This window comes from Methylobacterium sp. Leaf466 (assembly GCF_001425565.1).
Taxonomy (GTDB): domain Bacteria; phylum Pseudomonadota; class Alphaproteobacteria; order Rhizobiales; family Beijerinckiaceae; genus Methylobacterium.
The window spans coordinates 247,233-265,000 of sequence record NZ_LMRC01000031.1; the positions used below are offsets into that span (position 1 = coordinate 247,233).

The window sequence follows — 17,768 nt, forward strand, 5'->3', positions numbered from 1 at the left end:
AATGCTTCATCCTGCCTCGGTTTCTGGTGTGGCGCAGATTTTCGACTGAGAACCGGCGACCGTTTTTACGAAACCTGCTTACGGGCAGGCGTGGCGGGCGCCGTCGTTGCCGAGGTAGGTCCCGCTCGCTGCGTCGTAGGAGCGGAAGCGGCGGGCACAGGCGGCCACGGCCTCGGGATCGGCCCCACCCCGGACGATCACCGGGGCCGCCTGGGCCTGGGAGTTGGCGATGGCCCCACCGATGATGGCGCCGGCGGCCAGACCGGCGACGCCCGCACCGACGGCGGCACCCACGCCGGGGCCGCGGCGATAGCCGTAACCGCGACCGTAGCCGCGGTGGCCGAACCGGCGGGGGCCGTAACCGCGAGATCCGAAGCGGCGATACTGCACGTACTCGGTGGGAAGGGCGCCCTCGGTGAGGGCCTGGATCGGGCCGGGGCCGATCGGGGAAGCCTGGGCCGGCAGCCCGATGAGGGTGGCGGCGACGGTGGCGGCGAGGGCGAGGGTCAACTTCATCGTGTGTGGGTTCCCATTCTGGAGATGCGAGATCGGGATATTCGAGAGTGATCGGCTGACCGACAGACCGAGCCGGGTCAGGTGACGCCGGCCCGACGTGGCCGCGGCAGGACCGCGAGCGGCGCCCGGTCGGCGGAACGTCAGCAAACGGGAAGACCGTCCGACGCTCACGCTAGCGTTTCCACCGGTGGCCGACCCGTCGTGGTTCACGATCAGGGCGGCGGGCCGTCTCGTCCCGGCTGATAGTCCGGGACCGGGGGGATGGCCGCGATCCCTTCAGATCCTGAAGCGAAGCGAGCGCCTGGAATTCAGGGCTTGGGACGGACGAACCAGCCGACCGCGAAGGCGACGGCGGCGAGACCGAACAGGGCGGAGGCCCGGTTGTCGTCGGCGTAGCGCACGGCGCGCTGTCCGTAGGCCGCTCCGCGCTCGCGGGCGTCGTGGGCCAGATGGCGGCCGTCTTCGATCAGGTTGCCGGCACGGTCCCGCACCTCGTGCGCGAGATGACGGCCGTCCTCGGCGAGATCCCCGGCGCGTTCGCGCACACGCCCGTAGGCGTATTGCGCGCCGCCGGCCACCTGGTTGACGGCGCCGCGGACCTGCCGGGCGGGATCGCCGGTGATACCGCCGAGCGCCGTCTGGGCACGGCCCTTCAGGTGGCGCGAGGCACCATGGAACTGGTCGCGATTCATGCAACTCTCCTCGTGTTCGTTCTGGCTCGCGGTGGGTGGCGGGGGCGCGATCCGCGCTCCCGCCGCCGCGGCGCGGTCAGTGTTTGCCGGTCACCTTGTCGACGACCGATTTCACGCCGTCCTTGGCTTCGCCGACGGTGCGTTGGGCCTCGCCCTTGAGTTCCTGGGCCTTGCCCTCGACGACGAGCTTGTCGTTTCCGGTGACCTTGCCGGCCACCTGCTTGACGTTGCCGGCGGCCTCGTTGGCGAGGCCCTTCAGCTTGTCCGTGGTGCTGCTCATGGCTGTGCTCCTGTGTGAGGGATCGGGGAAAGTCGGCCGGTCTGGACGACCGGCCGAAGCGGTCTGTCAGACGCGGCGGGCGTCGTAGCCGGCGACCAGGGTGGCGGGCTTGGGGGCGCCGAGACGACCGCCGAAGAAGCCGGCGAGAGCACCGAGGATGAGCGCGAGCGCGCCGTAGAAGGCACCCTGGCTGGCCGCGCTCCGGGTTGCCTCGGCGGCGGCGACGGCCTTCTGCTTGGCGTCGGCGACGGCGGCCTCGTACTGCTTCTGGTAGGACTGGATCTGGGTCTTGGCCTGATCGACCGGGATACCCTGCGCCTTGGCGAGGGCATCGGCGGCGCGGTTCTCGGCTTCCTGCTTCTTGGCCGGATCACCCGACAGAAGAGCTCGCACCGCGGCGGCGGCGGCGTCACGCAGGGCCTCTGGGTCCTGGCCGGACGCCTGCTGGCGGACCGACTTCTCGATGCCGTCGAGCGGGTTCGAGATCTGGGCGAGGGAGGGGGCAGCGGCCTGGGCTGCGGTCTTCACCGTGCCGCCGACGAGGGAGCCGGCCCCGCCCAGCGTGCTGGTCACGCCCGAGAACGCGCCGCCGATGAGGCCGCCCGCCGCGGAGGTGAGCAGGTACAGCACGACGAGGGTGGTGACCGCCCAGGACACGAGGCCGTGCAGGCCGGCCGCAGCGGTGACGGGCTTGCCCGAGAGCCGGCCGGCGATGAACCCGCCGGCGAGCGCGGCGACGATGCCCGAGACGATGAACCAGACGCCGGCGCCCATCGACAGGGTCGAGGCGGCCGGGTTGTCGGCGGCGTTGGTTCCGACGCTGGACAGGCCGATGCCGACGCCGACCATGTTGAGGACGACCTGGGACACCAGGGCGGTGACGGCACCGGCGAAGATGGCACCCCAGGACACTTCGTTCAGCAGGACGGTGCGGGTGTCGTTCGCCGCGGCGATGGACGTCGATGGCACGATGGGGGATGTGGACACGTGGTGAAACTCCGGGTCGTTGACCGTCCGGGACGGTCGGTCGGGAAGGCGGCTCGCGAGACTTTCGCGCGAGACGCCGACGTGGGGTTGCGGTCGAGACCTCAGTCGCGGCCGTGGATGAGCAGGCCGAGGCCGTAACCGAGGAGGCCGGCCACGAGCAGCGCGGCGATCGGATGTTCGGCGACCTGATGCGTCACCTCGCGACCACCCTGGCGCACGGCGCGGCTGCCGTTCTCGTAGGTGTCCTCGGCGTAGTCGTAGGCCTCGCGGGCACCATGGCGCACGGCGCGCTCGGCCCGGTCGTATTCAGCTTCGGCCTTGCCCTGGACCCGGCGGCCGCGATCCTCGACGTCGTGCGACCCGACGAGGTTGCCGACCGCATCGCGGACCTTGCCGCCGATGTCGCGGGCGGTGTCGGCGACCGTGTCCGCGGCGTCGCGGACGGTGTCCTTGGCCTGACCGTAGAGGTTCTCGGCGGCGCCCTGCGCCTCGCGGGCACGGCCCTCGACCGAGTCGCGCTTCGAACCGGTCAGGTCGCCGACGGCGCCCTGAACCTTGCCGCCGATCTCCTTGGCAGCACCCGTGATACGATCCGTATCGACCATGATGACTCTCCGTTTTGACTTGTCGCGTGAAATGGGGTTTGTGTTTCGACGGACGGGCGAAGCTACGGCTTCGACGTCGTCTTCGGCTTTGCATCGGCCTTGGCCGAGATTTGCTCGGCCTTGCCTTCGGCTTCGATCTTTCCGTCGCCGATCAGCTTGCCGATCGCTTCCTTCACCGAGCCCTTGAGCTTTTCGGCCGAGTCGGTCGTCTTCGGCTTGCTCACGATCGTCTCCAAACTGCTCGAACGGCTGGCGTCGGTCAGTCAGGTGGCCCGTCGGAGCCATGGATCAATGATGCAGATGTACCGGTAGACCGGTTTTTTCAGCCCGAACTCACGGCCGGAAAACCGTTGTTGCGGCCCCAGACGATCGCTTCGGAACGCTTGTGGACATCGAGCTTCCGGTAGAGCGCCGCGGAATGGTTGCGGACGGTGTTCCGGGAGAGGGACAGGCGTCGGGCGATGGCCTCGTCGTTCTGCCCCTGGCAGATGAGGTCGAGGATCTGGCGTTCCCGCACGGTAAGGTTGGGGGCGATCCCGTCCTTCCGCTCGTTGCCGGGCTGGCGCAGGTTGGCGAGCTTTTCGATGAGGCCGCGGCTGAACCAGGAGGTGTCGGCCATCACGGCTTCGATCGCCTCGAACAGATCCCGCTCGGTGCGTTTGCGTTCGGTGATGTCCTGCAGGACCATGAGGGCGAAGATCTCGTCTCCGATCTCCACCCTCTCCGCGGACACGAGACAATCGAGGTCTGTGCCGTCCTCGTGGCGCAGGCAGACCTCGAGGCCGAGCACGTAGCCGGTGCGGGTGAGCGCGCTCTCGAAGGTGGATCTCGCCGGCTCGGAAACCCACAGCCCGATCTCGGCGGGGGCGCGCCCGGTGATCCTGTCGGCGCCGTAGCCGAACACCCGGCTGAAGGCGTCGTTGACGCCGGTGATGGTGAAGCTGTCGGCGCGGGCCAGCACGGTCGGCACCGGCGTCAGGCGGAACGCCTTGGCGAACCGCTCCTCGCTCTGGCGCAGGGCGGTCTCGGCTTTGCGCCGCAGTTCGAGGTCGGCGAAGGTAAAGAGCATGCAGGGCTCGTCGCCCAGGTCCATCGGCTGACCGGCCACGATGACGAAGCGGGTGTCCCCGTTGGGCAGGTCGAGGCAGGCCTCCATCTGCGGGATGGTCCCGCCCTCGTTGAGCCGGGAGATCGCCAGATCGCGGCTGCGGGCGCCCGCCAGCACGTCGACCTCGTAGACGCTGCGACCGATGACGGCGTCGCGGGTGTAGCCGGTCATCTCCAGGAAACCGAGATTGACCTTGACGTGGCGCAAGTCCGAAAGCCGACAGATCACGGCCGGGGCGGGGTTGGCGTTGAAGGTGGTCTCGAACCGCTCCTCGGCCTCGAACTGGTCCGACACGTCCTTGAGGATGAGGGCGAGGCAGCTCGGATTGCCGTCGCGGTCGGTGGCCACCAGGCTGCGCAGGCAATGGACGAACTCGATGTCCGGCCTGTCGGTGCGGGTGACCTCGACGATGACGTCCTGGAAGCTTTCCCCGGAGACGACACGTTCGATCGGGTACTGGTTGGGGGTGCGGTTGTTGCGGTAGCGCAGCGAGAACCGCGCCCGATACGCATCCACGGTCTGCCCGAGTTCGTCGATGGTCTCGACCCCGTGCATCGCGAGGGCGGCCGCATTGGCGTAGGCGATGGTCTGATCGGGCTCCACCAGGATCACGCCTTCGCTGAGACCCGCGATGATCTGCCGGAGTTCATGCCTGTCGACGCCCGTCGTCACCGCGCACCACCCTCCGAGGTCGCCCGTCGCGACCGGGGTTGCAACAGGTGCGTGCGTCCCCGGGTTCCAAGGGCGTCGCGGAAAGGTTGGTACAGCCACACCATCGATGTGACCGTGATCGATCAGAATACGTGAGGGATCCCGCCGTGTCCCGCGTGCGGGCGATCACCGAAAGTGAGAATGGAAACGATGGGTTTCGATCGTTTCTGTTTCGGGCCTGCCGGGCCTGCCGCACAGTGTCGTCGTCGCAGGTACGCTGCGCCTAACGGACCGGAGATCACGATGACCAAGCCCTACACGCGCCTCGACCTGGACCAGGCGGTGGTCCTCCTGGTGGACCACCAGGCCGGGCTGCTCTCCCTGGTGCGGGATATCGATCCGGACCGCTTCAAGAACAACGTCCTCGCCGTGGCGGACCTCGCCGCCTACTTCGCGCTGCCCACCATCCTGACCACGAGTTTCGAGGACGGACCGAACGGCCCGATCATGCCCGAGCTCAAGGCGAAGTTCCCGAACGCACCGTTCATCGCGAGGCCCGGCCAGATCAACGCCTGGGACAATCCGGACTTCGTCGCGGCGATCCGGGCGACCGGCCGTAGGCAGCTCGTGATCGCGGGCGTGGTCACGGAGGTCTGCGTCGCCTTCCCGGCCCTGTCGGCCATCGCGGAGGGGTTCGAGGTCTTCGCCGTCACCGACGCCTCGGGCACCTTCAACGACGTGGTGCGCGACGCCGCCTGGAACCGGATGTCGGCGGCCGGCGTGCAGCTGATGACCTGGTTCGGCGTCGCCTGCGAACTGCATCGCGACTGGCGGCGAGACGTCGAAGGGCTCGCGACCCTGCTGTCGGACCACATTCCCGACTACCGCAACCTGATGACCAGCCACAGCGCGCTGAAGGGCGCGACACCGCAGGCAGCGACGGCGTCTTGAACCGAGGGCGCCCGGCCCCGGCCGTCAGGACGTCGGCAGGCCGACGTCGGCCACGGGGCGGATGCGCGGGGCCACGCGCCAGCGGTCGAGTTCGCGGTCGATGGCGTCCTGCGTGGCGCTCATGAAGCCGGCCGAGGACAGGCCGGGCGCCAGGGCATCGAGGTAGCGCACGATGACCTTGCCCGGCCGCTTGGCGCCCCCGCTCGGCCAGTACAGGCCCGAGTTCACCGCCACCGGCAGAACCGGCAGGCCGAGCCTCGCGTAGAGCAGTTCGACGCCGCGCTTGAACTGGACCGGCTCACCGATCTCGCCGCGGGTTCCTTCGGGGAACATCAGCACCGAGCGGCCCTGCGCGATCGCCTCGCGGCTCTGATCGATCATGGTGCGCAGGGCCTGCGAGCCGTTCGCCCGGTCGATGATGATCATCGGCGAGCGCTTCAGGAACCAGCCGACCACCGGGATCGCCACGAGTTCGCGCTTGGCGACGATGGCCACGTCCGGGATCAGCACGAGGAACGCCAGCGTCTCCCAGGCCGATTGGTGGTTGGCGACGATCAGGCAGGGTTCGGACGGGATGTGCTCGCGCCCCTCCTCGACATAGGTCAGCCCGACGATGCGGCGCAGGCCGTACAGGATGCCGCGGGCCCACAGCCGCGTGGCGGCCCGGATCGGCCGCTCGGGCGACCCGCACAGGGCGAGCACCACGAGGGGCACCAGGAAGAGCGCCGTCCAGGCGGCCCAGTACAAGTTGAACGTCACGGAGCGAAGGCGCGGCACGGCAGGAGCGTCCTCTGGGGTTGCGAAGGGCTGAGGCTGGGACCGAGGGCGCAATCAGGCCGTCGGCGAGGCCGCTTTCACAGCGACGATCGACGCGATCCGGTCTATCGGTGACATCCGCCTCATCGATACCGCATACCACGAGCCAGAGCCGTTGCGCCTCACCGTCTCAACCTGGAACATCAATTCCGTTCGCCTGCGTATCGATCAGGTGCTGCGCTTCCTAGCCGAGACGCAGCCGGATGTCCTCTGCCTGCAGGAAACCAAGTGCCCCGACGACGCCTTTCCGCTGAAGGCCCTGCGCGGCTCGGGCTACGAGCACGTCGTCTTCGCGGGCCAGAAGGGCTACAACGGCGTCGCCATCCTCTCGCGGTTCCCGCTTTTGTCCCGTGACGTGATGGGCTTTTGCGAACGGGCCGATGCCCGCCACCTCTCGGCCGTGCTCGGGCCGGAAGCGGGACGCGCGGCGGGACTCGCGATCCACGACTTCTACGTCCCGGCCGGCGGCGACATCCCCGACGCGGGTCTCAATCCGAAGTTCGCGCACAAGCTCGCCTTCCTCGACGACCTGCGCGCCTGGGGAGCCCGGCGACCGACCGGCCCGGCGATCCTGGTGGGCGATCTCAACGTGGCGCCGCTGGAACACGACGTCTGGTCGCACAAGCGGCTCCTCGACGTCGTCAGCCACACCCCCATCGAGACCGAGCGCCTGGAAACCCTGCGCGGCGAGGCCGGGTGGATCGACACCGCCCGGTTGCTGACGCCCGAGCCCGAGAAGATCTACACGTGGTGGAGCTACCGCTCGCCCGATTGGGCGGCGGCCGACAAGGGACGGCGCCTCGACCACGCCTGGGTCTCGCCCGACCTCGCCGGGTGCGTGCGCGCGGTGACCGTGACGCGTGAAACACGCGGTTGGGAACGGCCGTCCGATCACGTACCGGTGACCCTGACCCTCGACCTCTGACGCGGTTTCCGTTCTATTCGAGGGGGAGCCGTATCACGAAGCCCGCGCGGCCACTGAGCGAAGCTGAAATCCGCGTCGTGAAGCCTTCGAATGGCGTTCTCATCGGCGGTCCGTGCACCGTTCGTCGCATCCCTGCGGCGATTGTCCCTTGCCAAATCCACGCACGGATCGGTAATGATACGGTCCCCTTCCCGGTGCCGTGCGGTTCGATCCGCGGCCCGCGGGCGCGTCCTGGTCTTTTTGGCCTCGTCGCCTTCGCAGTCGGTCCACCGCGTTCGTTCCCTCGGCGTCTTCAAGACCGGGCAGGTGTCGGTAGAGGTGGCGATCCTTTTGCGGTCGCCGCACCGTTCTTGAAATCACCGGCCGGCGGCTAGCCCGGTCGCATGTCTTCGCGAGGTCAGGGAGAGGATGGTCGGACGCACAGCACCGGTTGCCGTTGCTCGTGTTTCAAGCGCCCGCATCGTGCGTGGCGCCGGTTCGCCGTCTGCCCTGGCCAGGATCAACCCCACGCGCGCCGCCCACAGGCGCCCAGCGGCGGTTGGCGACAATCCCTCATCCCTGGCCCCCACCACCCGATCGATCGGGTCGGCGCGAGCGTTCCCCGTCGAGGCTTTCCGCTTCGGACCGGTCGGCGCTCCACCGGGACCGCCCGGTCACAGGAGAACGGCGTCGGCCGCCATGTCGAAAGATCGTCATGGCCAACAACAAGATGCTCATCGATGCGATGCACCCGGAGGAGACCCGGGTCGTCACGGTCCACGGCTCTAGGGTCGAGGAATTCGACTTCGAAGCCGCCAACCGGCGCCAGCTGCGCGGCAACATCTACCTCGCCAAGGTGACGCGGGTCGAACCCTCGCTGCAGGCCGCCTTCATCGAGTACGGCGGCAATCGCCACGGCTTCCTCGCGTTCAGCGAGATCCACCCCGACTACTACCAGATCCCCCTGGCCGACAGGCAGGCGCTGCTCGAGGACGAGGCTCGCGACGCCGAGGAGCACCGCGAGCGCGAGGAACGCAAGCCGCGCCGCCGCACCCGCGGCCGCCGCTCGGAGGCCAAGTCCGCCAAGACCGCAGAGACGGTGACCGCCGAGGACGAGGCCGGCCCCGTCGACGTCGGCTCGCCGTCGTTCGAGACCGCCATCGCCGCCGAAGCCGACGGCGTCGAGGTCCAGGCGGTCGATGCAGCGGATTCCGCGATTCCGCCGCTGGCCGACGAGCAGGCCGCGCAGGCGGGTGACACCGGGGCCGACGAAGCCGACGTCGTCGCGGCGCCGCCCCCCGCGAGCGCGTCGGACGCCGCCGACGAAGGGACCCAGCCGGCAGGCGAGACCTCCGACGAGCCCGTTGCCGCCGCCGGCCCGATGCTCGCCGCTGAGGGCGAGACCGCGTCCGTCAAGAGCGACGATCGCGCCGAGCCGGAGACCGACGATAATTCCGACGAGGACGATGACGACGACTCCGAGGACGACGAGGAGGATGGCGACGACGACGAAGACGGCGACGACGAGGAGGACGGCGAAGAGGACGGCGAAGACGCCGAGCCGAAGATCGCCCAGGTCGGCGGCGACGCGCTTGCCGAGATTCCCGAGCGTCCCCGCACTTATCGCCGTCACTACAAGATCCAGGAGGTGATCAAGCGCCGTCAGATCATCCTGGTGCAGGTCGTCAAGGAAGAGCGCGGCACCAAGGGCGCGGCGCTCACCACCTACCTGTCGCTGGCCGGCCGCTACTCCGTTCTGATGCCCAACACCGGCCGCGGTGGCGGCATCTCGCGCAAGATCACGTCGGCCGCCGACCGCAAGCGCCTCAAGGAGGTCGCCCAGGACCTGGAGGTGCCGGACGGCATGGGCGTGATCCTGCGCACCGCCGGCGCCTCGCGCACCAAGCCCGAGATCAAGCGCGACTTCGAATACCTGATGCGCCTGTGGGAGAGCGTGCGCGAGCTGACGCTGTCGTCCTCGGCCCCGGCCCTCGTCTACGAGGAGGGTTCGCTGATCAAGCGCGCCATCCGCGACCTCTACAACAAGGACCTCGACGAGGTGCTGGTGGCGGGCGACGAGGCCTACCGCGAGGCCCGCGACTTCATGCGGATGCTGATGCCAGGCCAGTCCAAGGTCGTGCAGCCCTACCGCGACGCAACGCCGATCTTCGCCCGCTACGGCGTCGAGCAGCAGCTCGACGCGATGTTCTCGACCCACGTGACCCTGAAGTCCGGCGGCTACCTCGTCATCAACCCGACCGAGGCCCTGGTCTCCATCGACGTGAACTCGGGCCGCTCCACCCGCGAGCACGACATCGAGGACACGGCGCTGCGCACCAACCTGGAGGCGGCCGAGGAGGTCGCCCGCCAGCTGCGCCTGCGCGATCTCGCCGGGCTCGTCGTCATCGACTTCATCGACATGGAGGAGAAGCGCAACAACCGCGCCGTCGAGAAGAAGCTCAACGAGTGCCTCAAAGACGACCGCGCCCGTATCCAGGTCGGCCGCATCTCGCCGTTCGGGCTCCTGGAGATGAGTCGCCAGCGCATCCGCACCGGCATGCTGGAAAGCTCGTCGCTTCCCTGCATCCATTGCGGAGGCTCCGGCTACGTGCGTGCCACCGCGTCGGTGGCCCTGCAGATCCTGCGCTCCATCGAGGAATCGCTCCTCAAGAGCACCAGCCACAACCTCGTGCTGCGCACCCGCACCGAAGTCGCGCTGTACATCCTCAACCAGAAGCGGGCTCACCTGCGTGAGCTCGAGGTCCGCTTCGGCGTCTCCGTGACCATCGCCGCCGACGAGCGCCTGGCCGCCACCTCGGCGTTCCAGCTCGACCGCGGCGAGCCGGCGGTGAGGACGGAAGGACCGGTGACGGGCATCCGCGCCACTGCCGTGATGCCGGAGCTCGAAGAGGACGAGGAGGAGTTCGAGCCCGAGGCCGAAGAGGCCGAGGGCATCGAGGCCGCCTCGGAATCGGCCGATGCGCCCGCATCGCGCGGCGACGGCGAGGAGACCGCCGAAGGTCGCAGCCGCCGTCGCCGGCGGCGGCGTCGGCGCGGCGGTCGTCACGAGACCGGCGAGCAGGACGCCGGCGACCAGGACGCCGGCGAGAACGAGACGGCCGGCGACGACGAGCATCAGGCCGGTTCGGAGTCCGACGAGGATGCCGAAGGCGCCGACGCGGCCGTTGGAGAGCCCGCGACGGCATCGGCCGCGGCGGGCGAGGCCAGCGAAGACGAGGGTGCGGGTCGCCGTCGGCGCCGCGGACGTCGCGGCGGTCGTGGTCGCGAGCGCGGTGAAGGTCGCGAGCGCGGGGCTTCGGTCGGCGAGACCGATGGTGCGGGGTCGGAGCGTGCCGGATCGGATGAGGACGCCCACCCGTCCGAGGAGATCGCGACGGTCCTGCAGGCCGAGCAGCCCGTGTCCGCCGATATCGTGGAAGCGGTGAGCGCGCCCGGCGAGGGCCCGGACACCGGCGAGACGACGCCTCCTCCGGTGGAGACGGTGGCGATCGATCTGCCGATCTCCGTCGCGCCTGAATCGGTCTCGCCGACAGAGGCCCCTGCCTCATCGGCGAAGAGCGAAGACACCGTGCAGGAGCCGGCGAAGTTCGAGCCGCGGCCGGAGCCGGTCGCCGTCGTGCTGACGCCTGCCGATCCCGATCGTCCCAAGCGGGCCGGCTGGTGGTCCCGCACCAAGGCCGCGCTCACGGGCGAATAGGCCCCACGGACAATCGTCGAACGAAGAACGGCGGAGGCGCGACGAGCGCTTCCGCCGTTCTGTTTTCCAGGGGTGAGCGTCGTGATCCGCCGGCCGTCGCACCACCCGCGGTCAGTAGCCCAGCGCGCTGCCGTCCTTGCGCGGGTCCGAACCGGCCACCAGGGTCCCGTCCTCGCCGATCCAGATGATCTGCCCGCCGCCGATGGCCTGGGGCGCACGGACCGCCCTGTGGCCGCGGGCCTCCAGGGCGGCCGGGAGATCGGGCGAGAACCCCGCTTCCAACTCGAGCTCGCCGCCGTAGGCGAAGCTGCGCGGGGCATCGAGGGCCTCCTGCACGTCGAGGCCGCGGTCGATGATGCCGGTGAGCAACTGGACGTGGCCCATGGCCTGGTAGTGGCCGCCCATGACCCCGAACGGCGCCACCGTGCGCCCCTCCTTCATCAGCATGCCGGGGATGATGGTGTGCATCGGCCGCTTGTTCGGGGCGATCGTATTGGGGTGGCCCGGCTCGACCCGGAAGGAGAGTCCGCGGTTGTGCAGGAGCACGCCGCTCTCCGGCCCCATGATGCCGGTGCCGAAGCCCTGGAACAGCGAGTTGATGAAGGAAATCGCGTTGCCGTCCTTGTCGACGATGCAGAGGTAGATCGTGTCCTTGTGCTGCCGCTCAGCCTCCACCTCCGGCCAGATCACCGGTGGCGTGGCACGGGCCATGTCCACGGCGCCCCTGGCGCTCGCGAGCCAGGCGTCCGAGAGCAGGTGCTCGACCGGCACCGCGTTCAGCACCGGGTCCGAGAACAGCGCGTCACGATGGTGATAGGCCTGTTTGCAGGCCTCAGCGTAAAGGTGGACCCGGTCGAGTTCGCCCATGCCACCGATGTCGTAGTGCGTGAGCACGTTCAGCATCATCAGGGCAGCCAGTCCCTGGCCGTTGGGCGGGCATTCGTAGACGTCGTAGCTGCGATAGCGGGTGGTGATCGGCGTCACGTACTCGGGAGCGGCGGCCGCGAAATCCTCGAGCGTGTGCAGGCCGCCGAGGCTCTGCAGCTTGGCGACGAGATCCTGCGCCACCGGCCCCTCGTAGAATCCCTTGGCACCGTGCTCGGCGATGCGCCGCAGGGTGGCGGCGAGCTTGGGGAGCTTGACGATCGTCCCCGCCTCGGGCGCCTGGCCGCCGACGAGGTAGCTCGCCGCCGCATCCACATCCTGCGCCACCCGCGTCGCCGACCGCTCCCAATCCCAGGCAACGCGGGGCTGGACCGGAAAACCGCCCTCGGCATAGGCGATGGCCGGCTGGAGCACATAGCCGAGGCTACGCGTACCGTGGTCGCGCAGCAGCGTCTCCCAGGCAGCGATGGCGCCGGGCACTGTGACCGCGTGCGGCGAGGTCGGCTCGATGGTGATGCCCCGTTCGAGGTACCAGGCGTCCCTGGCGGCAGCGGGCGACCGGCCCGACCCGTTGAGGGCGACCGGCTTTCCGGCGCCCTTGGGCGTGTAGAGCGCGAAGCAATCCCCGCCGATGCCCGACATCAGCGGATCGACCACGCATTGCACGGCGCAGGCCGTGATGGCCGCATCGACCGCGTTGCCACCGCTGCGCAGGGCCTCGATCGCCGCCAGGGTCGCGAGGGGATGCGACGTCGCCACCGCCGCATTGGCGGCATAGACGGGTGAGCGGCCGGGCAGGGAGAAGTTTCTCACGGGATGGCTCCTGGATTCTTTCAACGGTTGGGCTCGACGGAGCCGGGCATCGTCGGGCAGAGGTTGTCGGGTCGGCACAGGACCCGTGAGGGATGTCCCTTCGGGCGCTTCCGTGGGGATCACCGTCGGCGGCAGCATAGGGATACCCCCGGTGTCGTCCACCGGCCGCGTCGCCCGCAAATCTCCGGCCACGACGGACCGTACGTCCGCTTGATTGCGGATCGGCCCGCGTCCCGCGCCGGCGTGGCAGTCCGACCCGCCAGCGCGTGAAAAGAACGGGCAATTTGGGCTCAGGGACGCCCGAGAAGGCGATCGAACAGCTTCCTCACTTCGCTGCGCTCCGCGGCGAGCTGTGCCGTCAGGCTGCGGGCGTCCGGCGCGCCCATCGCCTTGGCGAGCCGCGCCAGGGTCACCGTCGAGGTACTGGTCGGATCGCCCTGCACCATCAGGCGCTGCCACTGATGCACGGCCTCGAACAGGCGGTGGGAGGCGGACAGTCTCGCGGCGGATTCTTCCGGCACCAGCCCCACCTCGGCGGCATGCGCGAAGAGATCCGGTCCGTGGAGCCCGATCAGGCCGGAATGTGCCCGGGCGTGGCCCAACACAAAGGCCTGGCCGAGGAAATCGAGGTCGAGAAGCCCACCCGGACTCAGCTTGAGGTCGAGGGCGCCGCGCGACGGCTTCTCCTTCTCCACCAGCGCGCGCATGGCGCGGACGGCGGCATTCACGGCCGCCGGCTCGCGCGGACGCAGGAGCGTCGCGCGGATCGCGGCCTCGATCTCGGCTCCGAGCCCGGCGTCGCCGGCGATGAGACGGGCGCGGGTCAGCGCCATGTGCTCCCATAGCTCGGCTTCTTCGGCCTGATAGGCGAGGAAGCTGCGCCATTGCGTGGCGATGGCACCCTGGCCGCCGCCGGGCCTCAGGCGCAGGTCGACCTCGTAGAGGCCGCCGCGCCGGGTCGGAACGGTGAGGCTCGCCACCAGTCGCTGGGTCAGCCGGTTGTAGGCGACCGCGGCATCCAGCGGCCGTGGACCGGAGCTACGCCGGTCGTCCGGGTCGAAGTCGTAGACGACCATCAGGTCGAGATCGGATTCCGCCGTGAGCTGGTGCGAACCGAGCCGGCCGAGGCCGATCACCGCGAAGCGACCACCGGGAACCGGTCCGTGCTCCGCCTCGAACAGGGCCGAGACGGCGGCCAGACTCCGGCCGACCACGACATCTGCGATTGCCGCATAGGAACGTCCGGCCATCTCGGGCGACAGGATCCCGCAGATCAGCCGTGCGCCTGTGGCGAACCGCATCTGCCGGGCGGCGTCGCGGCTGCGGTCGAGGAAATCCTCGTGGTCGGCGGGCCGACCGAGAAGGTCGCGAAACTGCCGGTCGATGTCGGCGGGATCGTCGCTGGGCGCCACGAAAGCCGGATCGATCACGCCATCGAGCACATGCGGACTGAAGGCGACGGTCTCGGCCAATCGCGGCGCCGATCCGAGCAGGTCGGCGAAGAGCTGGCGCAGGCGATCGTTGGAACGCAGGATGGTGAGGAGTTCGAGGGCCGCCGGCATCCGGGCGAACGCCCTGTCGAGGGTATCGAGGGCGGCATCGGGCTGAGCGGTGCTGCCGATCGCCTGCATCAGGGCCGGCACGAGTTCGGTCAGCACCTCGCGGGCCCGGGCCGTCCGGACTGCGGGCCGACGCCCGAAATGCCAGCCGCGCACAGTCTCGGTCGCACGCTCGGGCTCGCGGAACCCGAGTTTCCGAAGGGTGGCGAGGGTGGCGGGGTCGTCGTCCGTCCCGCTGAACACGAGGCTGCCGCCCGCCGCCGAAAGATCCGGTTCGGCCTCGAACAACAGCGCGTAATGCGCCTGGACGCGGCGGGCGTGATGGAGCAACGCCGCCTCGAACGCGCGCTTGGTGGGAAAGCCGGCGAATTTCGCGAAGGCCGTGAGTTCCTTCGGATCGGTCGGCAGGCGCTGAGTCTGCTCGTCGCGCAGCATCTGCAGGCGATGCTCGATGGTGCGCAAGAAGACGTAGGCCGCCGTCAATTCGTCCCGCGCCGTGGCGTCGATCCAGCCCTCCTCGGTGAGGCCGGCCAGCATCCCGACGGTGGTGCGGCCGCGCAAGGTCGGCCTACGGCCGCCGAACACGAGCTGCTGCGTCTGCACGAAGAACTCGATTTCCCGGATGCCGCCGCGCCCGAGCTTGATGTCGTGGCCGGCCACCGCGATGGTGTCGTGGCCGCGCACCGCGTGGATCTGGCGCTTCATCGCATGGACGTCGGCGATGGACGCGAAATCGAAGTACTTGCGCCAGACGAACGGCGTCAGGCCCGCCAGGAACCGTTCGCCTGCAGCGATGTCCCCGGCGATGGCGCGGGCCTTGATGAAGGCGGCCCTTTCCCAGTTCTGGCCGACGGTCTCGTAATAGACATAGGCCGAGTCCAGCGAGAGCGCGGTCGGCGTCGAGCCGGGATCGGGCCTGAGCCGGTAATCGACCCGGTGCACGTAGCCGTCTCCGGTGCGCTCCTGCAACAGCTTGGCGATCCCCTGCGCCAGCTTGATGAAGAAGGGTGCGGGTTCGATCCCGGCCTTGAGGGGCGCCGTCTCGGGATCGAAGAACACGATCAGGTCGATATCGCTCGAATAGTTGAGTTCCCGCGCCCCGTGCTTACCCAGGCCGAGGATGACGAGGCCGGACCCGGCCTGCGGATCGGTGGGATCCCGCGGCAGGAACCGGCCGGCCGCCGTGGCCTCGAACAACAGCGCCTCGGCGGCGGCGGCCACCGAGGCATCGGCGAAATCCGACAGCGCCGCGGTGACCGTCTCCAGCGTCCAGAGGCCACCGATATCGGCGAGCGCTACGAGGAGGGCGTGCTCGATGCGGGTTCTGCGCAAGCGGCGCGCGACTTCGTCGAGGGAGACATTCCCGCCTCCGGCAGCCCGCCGCTGCCTCTCGCAGAGTTCGCGTCCAACGACGTCCGGCGACCGGTCGCAGAGGGCCACGAGACGGGCGGGGTCCCGCAGGACCGCCTGCCACAGGAACGGCGAATGATCGGCGAGCCCAAGGAGCAGGGCACGCAGGGGCGGCGTCAACAGATCGGGCGGCAGGCCGGGCTCGATCTCGGCCAAGCGCGCTGCCGCCGCTCGCGCATCGCTCAACGGCGGCGCGGCCACGATCCCGTCACGCAACGTCCCCTCGCCCGTCATGCCCCCTCCCCGTCCTGCGCCAGGGGAAGGGTTATCACGACGCGAAGGCCGGGCGCATTGTCCTGCAGTGCGACGGCGCCCTCGTGCAGGCGAACCACGGCCCCGACGAGGCTGAGGCCGAGGCCGAACCCTGGGCGCGACCGCGCGTCCTCCAGGCGCACGAACCGGTCGAACACACGCTCGCGCGCCTCCTCCGGGATACCCGGCCCCGTGTCGGCCACGACGAGGCGGATGGCCCCGGTGTCCCGGGTCACGGCGATGCGTATCGTACCCGGAACATCGTCGGGAGCATATTTCAGGGCGTTGTCGAGGAGGTTGGCCAACGCCTGCCCGATGAGCTCTCGGTTGCCCCGCAGCATCAGGTCCGGTTCGGCCTCGACCTGGAGGTCGAGGCCCCGGTCGGCGGCGACGGCCTCGTAGAGATCGGCCAGTTCGCGAACCGCGGCAGACAGGTCGAAGGCGGTCATCGCCTTGCGGATGCTGCCGGCTTCCAGGCGGGCGATCATCAGCAGTGCGTCGAAGACCCGAATGAGGCCGTCGCTCTCCTCGATCACCCCCTCCATCGCCTCCCGCAACGCCTCGGGTGTCCGCGCGGTGCGCAGCGCATCGTCGGCCCGGTTGCGCAGGCGTGTCAGGGGCGTCTTGAGGTCGTGGGCGATGTTATCGGACACCTCGCGCAGGCCCTGCATCAGAGCGCCCATGCGTGCCAACATGGCGTTGAGATTCTCGGCGAGGCGGTCGAGCTCGTCCCCGTTGCCGGCGACGCCGAGCCGGCCGTCGAGATCGCCGGCCATGATCCGGCGGGCGTTCTCGGTCATGTCGTCGACGCGCTTGAGAACCCGGCTCGCCACGAACCAGCCGCCGGCCACGCCCAGCACCACCACGAGGGCGAGGGAGGAGGCGAAGGTCCGACCGATCACCCCGCGCAGACGGTCGCGCTCGACCACGTCACGCCCGACGAGAAGGCGAAAACCGCCCGGCAGCGTGAAGACGCGCATGATCGCCTCGTGGTCGAGGCTGTCCGATTCACCACGGCGGGAATAGGAGCCCTCGGTCTGGCCGGGCTGGGACAGAAGCCCCGGCGACAGGGAGCCGACGTTTCCCACGATGTGCTCGCCGGCCGGCGTGGTCACGAGGTAGAGCGAGGCCCCCGGCTCGCCCGCCCGTCGTTCCACCGTGGCGATGAGACGGCGCAAGCCACCGGCGCCGTACTGCTCGGCCAACCCGTTGATCTCGGCATCGAGGGTGGACACGATCTGGTCGTCGAGGACGCGGGCCGCGTTCCAGGCGACGTAGCCGAGGGCCAAAAAGGCGACGGTGGCGAAGATCGCCAGGTACGCGAAGGACAGCTTGAACGCGGTCGTCCGAAACAGCTTGCCGAGGCCGCGGGGAAACCTCAACCGTGGAAGCCTCAACCGCGGCAGCCTCATGATGCCCCCGCCGCATCCGTGCCCGCGTCACGCATGACATAACCGGTGCCGCGGATGGTATGGAGGAGCGGTCGCTCGAAATCCTTGTCGATCTTGGCACGCAGGCGCGAGATATGGACGTCGATCACGTTGGTCTGCGGATCGAAGTGATAGTCCCAGACGTGTTCGAGCAGCATGGTGCGGGTCACCACCTGCCCGGCATGCTGCAT

General features: G+C 69.3%; 15 protein-coding genes (1 of these 15 only partly in view). 3 read left to right on the forward strand and 12 right to left on the reverse strand.

Going from position 1 to position 17,768, the window contains the following annotated elements:
- Positions 1-78 precede the first annotated feature (78 nt).
- The 7 genes from ASG59_RS12635 to ASG59_RS12660 form a co-directional block, all read right to left on the reverse strand.
- Positions 79-516, reverse strand: a complete 438-nt coding sequence (locus ASG59_RS12635) for a BA14K family protein (protein WP_055884845.1) — start codon at positions 514-516, stop codon at positions 79-81.
- 308 nt (positions 517-824) lie between these two features.
- Positions 825-1,208, reverse strand: coding sequence for a CsbD family protein (locus ASG59_RS12640; protein WP_056283639.1), 384 nt, complete (start codon positions 1,206-1,208; stop codon positions 825-827).
- Between the two features lie 76 nt (positions 1,209-1,284).
- Entirely contained in the window at positions 1,285-1,488 is a 204-nt protein-coding gene (locus tag ASG59_RS12645; RefSeq protein WP_056283636.1) for a CsbD family protein, read from the reverse strand.
- Positions 1,489-1,554: 66 nt separating this feature from the next.
- On the reverse strand, positions 1,555-2,460 hold the full coding sequence (locus ASG59_RS12650; RefSeq protein WP_156399240.1) for a PhnA-like protein: 906 nt from the start codon (positions 2,458-2,460) through the stop codon (positions 1,555-1,557).
- A gap of 116 nt (positions 2,461-2,576) precedes the next feature.
- Complete coding sequence (locus tag ASG59_RS12655; RefSeq protein ID WP_056409199.1) at positions 2,577-3,080, reverse strand: CsbD family protein; 504 nt, start codon at positions 3,078-3,080, stop codon at positions 2,577-2,579.
- A gap of 62 nt (positions 3,081-3,142) precedes the next feature.
- A complete protein-coding gene (locus ASG59_RS20600; RefSeq protein WP_156399231.1) occupies positions 3,143-3,304 on the reverse strand; it encodes a CsbD family protein in 162 nt (53 codons plus the stop codon).
- 98 nt (positions 3,305-3,402) lie between these two features.
- Positions 3,403-4,860 carry a helix-turn-helix transcriptional regulator gene (locus ASG59_RS12660; protein ID WP_056409200.1) on the reverse strand — a complete coding sequence of 486 codons (1,458 nt, stop codon included), beginning with the start codon at positions 4,858-4,860 and terminating at the stop codon, positions 3,403-3,405.
- Positions 4,861-5,142: 282 nt separating this feature from the next.
- On the opposite strand from ASG59_RS12660, the gene ycaC reads away from it, so the two are divergent.
- A complete protein-coding gene (gene ycaC / locus ASG59_RS12665) occupies positions 5,143-5,790 on the forward strand; it encodes an isochorismate family cysteine hydrolase YcaC (protein ID WP_056283624.1) in 648 nt (215 codons plus the stop codon).
- Positions 5,791-5,814: 24 nt separating this feature from the next.
- Here the strand turns inward: ycaC and ASG59_RS12670 are convergent, their stop codons facing one another.
- Positions 5,815-6,567, reverse strand: a complete 753-nt coding sequence (locus ASG59_RS12670) for a lysophospholipid acyltransferase family protein (protein ID WP_055884865.1) — start codon at positions 6,565-6,567, stop codon at positions 5,815-5,817.
- A 154-nt stretch (positions 6,568-6,721) separates the two neighbouring features.
- Here ASG59_RS12670 and ASG59_RS12675 point away from each other — a divergent pair, with 154 nt between their 5' ends.
- Entirely contained in the window at positions 6,722-7,531 is an 810-nt protein-coding gene (locus ASG59_RS12675; RefSeq protein ID WP_056409202.1) for an exodeoxyribonuclease III, read from the forward strand.
- A 694-nt stretch (positions 7,532-8,225) separates the two neighbouring features.
- Complete coding sequence (locus ASG59_RS12680; protein WP_056409204.1) at positions 8,226-11,228, forward strand: Rne/Rng family ribonuclease; 3,003 nt, start codon at positions 8,226-8,228, stop codon at positions 11,226-11,228.
- A gap of 111 nt (positions 11,229-11,339) precedes the next feature.
- On the opposite strand, the gene ggt is transcribed toward ASG59_RS12680, so the two are convergent.
- The 4 genes from ggt to ASG59_RS12700 form a co-directional block, all read right to left on the reverse strand.
- Positions 11,340-12,926 carry a gamma-glutamyltransferase gene (ggt, locus tag ASG59_RS12685; protein WP_056409207.1) on the reverse strand — a complete coding sequence of 529 codons (1,587 nt, stop codon included), beginning with the start codon at positions 12,924-12,926 and terminating at the stop codon, positions 11,340-11,342.
- A gap of 290 nt (positions 12,927-13,216) precedes the next feature.
- A complete protein-coding gene (locus tag ASG59_RS12690; protein ID WP_056409209.1) occupies positions 13,217-16,129 on the reverse strand; it encodes a bifunctional [glutamine synthetase] adenylyltransferase/[glutamine synthetase]-adenylyl-L-tyrosine phosphorylase in 2,913 nt (970 codons plus the stop codon).
- Positions 16,126-17,529, reverse strand: a complete 1,404-nt coding sequence (locus ASG59_RS12695) for an ATP-binding protein (RefSeq protein ID WP_244472361.1) — start codon at positions 17,527-17,529, stop codon at positions 16,126-16,128. Before ASG59_RS12695 ends, ASG59_RS12690 begins: the two co-directional genes overlap by 4 nt.
- 26 nt (positions 17,530-17,555) lie before the next feature.
- Positions 17,556-17,768, reverse strand: the end of a protein-coding gene (locus ASG59_RS12700) for a response regulator transcription factor (protein ID WP_056283611.1). It continues 495 nt past the right edge of the window; only the last 213 of its 708 coding nucleotides appear in the window; its start codon lies beyond the right edge, outside the window; its stop codon occupies positions 17,556-17,558.

Coding starts and splice junctions, on each gene's coding strand:
- ASG59_RS12655 (WP_056409199.1), bottom strand. CDS start 3,080: ATGGTCGATACGGATCGTATCACGGGTGCTGCCAAGGAGATCGGCGGC.
- ASG59_RS12680 (WP_056409204.1), top strand. CDS start 8,226: ATGGCCAACAACAAGATGCTCATCGATGCGATGCACCCGGAGGAGACC.
- ASG59_RS12690 (WP_056409209.1), bottom strand. CDS start 16,129: ATGACGGGCGAGGGGACGTTGCGTGACGGGATCGTGGCCGCGCCGCCG.
- ycaC (WP_056283624.1), top strand. CDS start 5,143: ATGACCAAGCCCTACACGCGCCTCGACCTGGACCAGGCGGTGGTCCTC.
- ASG59_RS12645 (WP_056283636.1), bottom strand. CDS start 1,488: ATGAGCAGCACCACGGACAAGCTGAAGGGCCTCGCCAACGAGGCCGCC.
- ASG59_RS12635 (WP_055884845.1), bottom strand. CDS start 516: ATGAAGTTGACCCTCGCCCTCGCCGCCACCGTCGCCGCCACCCTCATC.
- ASG59_RS12640 (WP_056283639.1), bottom strand. CDS start 1,208: ATGAATCGCGACCAGTTCCATGGTGCCTCGCGCCACCTGAAGGGCCGT.